This is a genomic window from Frateuria sp. (assembly GCF_035695185.1).
GTDB lineage: Bacteria > Pseudomonadota > Gammaproteobacteria > Xanthomonadales > Rhodanobacteraceae > Frateuria_A.
The window spans coordinates 1-2906 of sequence record NZ_DASSES010000170.1 but is presented as its reverse complement, the minus strand read 5'-3'; the positions used below and the strand labels follow the sequence as shown (position 1 = coordinate 2906).

Annotated in this window: 4 protein-coding genes and 3 tRNA genes; 1 reads left to right on the top strand and 6 read right to left on the bottom strand. The window is 67.4% G+C overall.

The features are described 5' to 3' along the window. Positions 1 to 73 precede the first annotated feature (73 nt). The 3 genes from VFH59_RS13810 to VFH59_RS13800 all read right to left on the bottom strand — a co-directional run bounded on the left by VFH59_RS13810 (position 74) and on the right by VFH59_RS13800 (position 379). Positions 74 to 149: transfer RNA gene (locus VFH59_RS13810), tRNA-Thr, on the bottom strand. A 23-nt stretch (positions 150 to 172) separates the two neighbouring features. Further along, positions 173 to 246, bottom strand: a tRNA-Gly gene (locus tag VFH59_RS13805). Between the two features lie 47 nt (positions 247 to 293). Continuing rightward, a tRNA-Tyr gene (locus VFH59_RS13800) sits at positions 294 to 379 on the bottom strand. A 222-nt stretch (positions 380 to 601) separates the two neighbouring features. Here VFH59_RS13800 and VFH59_RS13795 point away from each other — a divergent pair. Continuing rightward, positions 602 to 1663, top strand: a complete 1062-nt coding sequence (locus VFH59_RS13795; protein WP_325165486.1) for a hypothetical protein — start codon at positions 602 to 604, stop codon at positions 1661 to 1663. Here the strand turns inward: VFH59_RS13795 and VFH59_RS13790 are convergent. From VFH59_RS13790 to VFH59_RS13780, 3 genes are all read right to left on the bottom strand, one after another. Then, positions 1660 to 2154 (bottom strand): acyl-CoA thioesterase, encoded by a 495-nt coding sequence (locus tag VFH59_RS13790; protein WP_325165485.1) that lies wholly within the window; start codon positions 2152 to 2154, stop codon positions 1660 to 1662. The two genes, VFH59_RS13795 and VFH59_RS13790, sit on opposite strands and share 4 nt — an antisense overlap. A 31-nt stretch (positions 2155 to 2185) precedes the next feature. After that, positions 2186 to 2683, bottom strand: a complete 498-nt coding sequence (locus VFH59_RS13785; protein ID WP_325165484.1) for a GNAT family N-acetyltransferase — start codon at positions 2681 to 2683, stop codon at positions 2186 to 2188. Between the two features lie 141 nt (positions 2684 to 2824). Continuing rightward, the coding region (locus tag VFH59_RS13780) for a DUF933 domain-containing protein (RefSeq protein WP_325165487.1) at positions 2825 to 2906 on the bottom strand (82 nt) is incomplete at its 5' end.

Sequence of the window (2906 nt, the reverse complement as noted above, 5' to 3'; positions counted from 1 at the left end):
GCCCTTTGCCATGACCAGAATCCCGGTGGAGTCAGTGAGAGGAAAACCGCCCGGAACGGGCGAGCAACGATAATGGTGCTCATGACTGGAATCGAACCAGCGACCTCTTCCTTACCAAGGAAGTGCTCTACCGACTGAGCTACATGAGCAAAAAAACTTTGGACGAGATCAATGGAGCGGGAGACGGGAATCGAACCCGCACCATCAGCTTGGAAGGCTGAGGTTCTACCATTGAACTACTCCCGCCTGGATGACGCTCCCGGTTTGAACCGGGCCCTGCGCGGAACTCGTCATGGTGGAGGGAGGTGGATTCGAACCACCGAAGGCGTAAGCCAGCAGATTTACAGTCTGCCCCCGTTGGCCGCTTGGGTATCCCTCCAACAAAGAACGGCTATTTTCGCGGTCATCCTCCGATGTGTCAACACTTCGCGACGGCTGGAGCACACGCGGCACGCCAAACGATGCGAGTCCGCGGGGCACGGATGATACGCATGCGCCCGCGTGGACGTGGAACCTCGGTGGCAAACGCATTCCACGATTGGCACGCAATGCTGACAACCCGGCGACGCGACCTGAACCGTCGATGCGCTTTGCTCGGCCCATGTTGCTCGCCCGCAAAGGCCCGACCCGGGCCATCTCCCTGCCTGCCCCAGCCGCCCGATGCGCTCGCGATCCCTGGCGTGACAATGCCCGGCTGGGCCTGATCACGCTGGTGGTGTTCGGCCACTGCCTGGAACCGTTGCGCGGATTCGCGCTCGTCGATGCTGCCTACCGGTTCATCTACCTCTTCCACATGCCGGCGTTCGCCTTCCTCTCCGGATCGGTGGCGCGGGCCGAGGTGGATGTGCGCCTGCTGCGCCGGATCGCCTTTCAACTGCTGCTGCCTTATCTGCTGTTCCAGGGCCTCTATGCGCTGGCAGCCCGCGCGCCTGGCTGGCCGGATGCGGGGCCGACAGGCGTGACCACGCCCTATTGGTTGCTGTGGTACCTGCCCAGCCTGGCGTGCTGGCGGCTGCTGCTGCCGTTGTGCGTGCGGTTGCGCCGGCCACTGCTCTTCGCCGTGGCCTTTGCCGTGGCCACGGGCTGGGCGGACGACATCGGTTACGGGCTGTCGCTCTCGCGCACGGCGGCGTTCTTTCCGCTGTTCCTGCTCGGCCATCTGCATGGCGACGACTGGCGCGAACGGCTGCACGGCCTGCCGTTGCAAGTGCTGGCGGTGGCCGTGCTGGCGCTGATGGCGCTGGTTGCCGGCATCGTCTCCGATCCGCGCTGGCTGTATGGCAGCAACGGGTATGCGGCGCTCGGCATTGGCGACGCCGAGGGCACGTTGTGGCGATTGCTTCGGCTGGGCGTCGGCGTGCTGGGCGCCGCGGCGTTCCTGAGCCTGGTGCCACGCCGCGCACTAAGCGTGTCGGCAGCGGGCGGCCGCAGCCTGCAGGCGTACCTGGCACACGGCTTCGTCATCAAGTTCGCCACGGCCGCAGGTGTCTTCGAGGCACTGGCGTCCAGCGGGGCGCCGGTGCTGGTGATGCTCATCCTGCTGCCAGCCGCCTGGTTGCTGGTGCGCCTGCTCGCCAGCGTGCCGGCGGCGCGGCTGCTGGCGCCGCTGACCAGCCCGCAGTGGTTGGAGCAGCGGATCTGGCGCCCCAGCCCCAGCGTCTAGACGGCGTCGGCCACCGGCCGCAGCATGGCGACCTGCTGCTCCATGGTCTTGGAGAGCTCGGCAAGACGCCGGGCGAAATCCTGCAGCCGCCGGTCTTCCTCGTCGCGCGGCTGCCACGGCGGCACTGGCGTGGGCTTGCCATCGGGCGCATCCAGTGCCACGAACACCATTACGCAACTGGTGGCCAGGCGCTGCTCACCCTTGCGCAGGTCGCGCGCGAGCACGTCCACCGCCAGGTGCATGCTGCTGGTGCCGGTATGGATCAGCCGCGCGCGTACGCTGACCAGGTCGCCGATCAGGATCGGCGCGATGAACTGGATGCCGCTGACCGACACCGTCACGCAATAGGCACCGCTCCAGCCGACCGCGCAGGCATAGCCGGCCTGGTCGATCCATTTCATCGCCATGCCGCCGTGCACCTTGCCGCCGAAGTTGACGTCGGTGGGCTGGGCGAGAAAGCGGAAGGTGACTTCGTGCTGCTGGCCGGGCATGGCGATCCTGTCGAATGCGGCAATCGGGCGATTATGCCCGCGTCCGATGGCGGGGCGCGGTCTCCAGCACCATCGGCGTGGTCAGCACGCCGCTGGGGGAGAATGCCTCCGGGCCGGTGGCCTGAAAGCCCAGGTGCAGGTACACCGGCACGGCACACCGGGTGGCGTTGAGGGTGAAGCGGGATGTACCGGCACGGCGTTGCGCGTCGGCCATCGCCCGCTGCCACAACCGGCGCGCGATGCCGCGGCCTTGCCAGCGGGTGCCGACGAAGAACTGGACGAGGTGGCGGTCGTCGCGCATCGCCGCGATGCCTGCGAGCGTCTGGCCCATCCACGCGAGGTGGAACCGCTGGCCCTCCAGCATGCGTTCGCGCAGGGCCCGGGTACCGAGCCGCTCGAGCAGCGCCTGGCCGGCGTCCTGGGGTTGATCAGGCAGGATCCAGCGACGCGCCACGCGGCGCGCGAGCACGCTGATGGCTCGGGCGTCCTCGGGATGTCCCAGGCAGAGGCGCACGGGAGGGGTCGGCATGACGGACTCCGGCTGTCGGCTGGCACCAGTGTGCGACAGCGGGGCGCGCTTTCGCATGTCACCCCCGCAGCGGCCCTGAACGGAACAGGCCGAAGCACATCCCACCCCCTCACCCCAAGGGCCGGAGCATCTGCCCCAGGATCAGACGTTGAACAGGAAGTGCAGCACGTCGCCATCCTTGACGATGTAATCCTTGCCTTCCTTGCGCAGGCGGCCGGCTTGG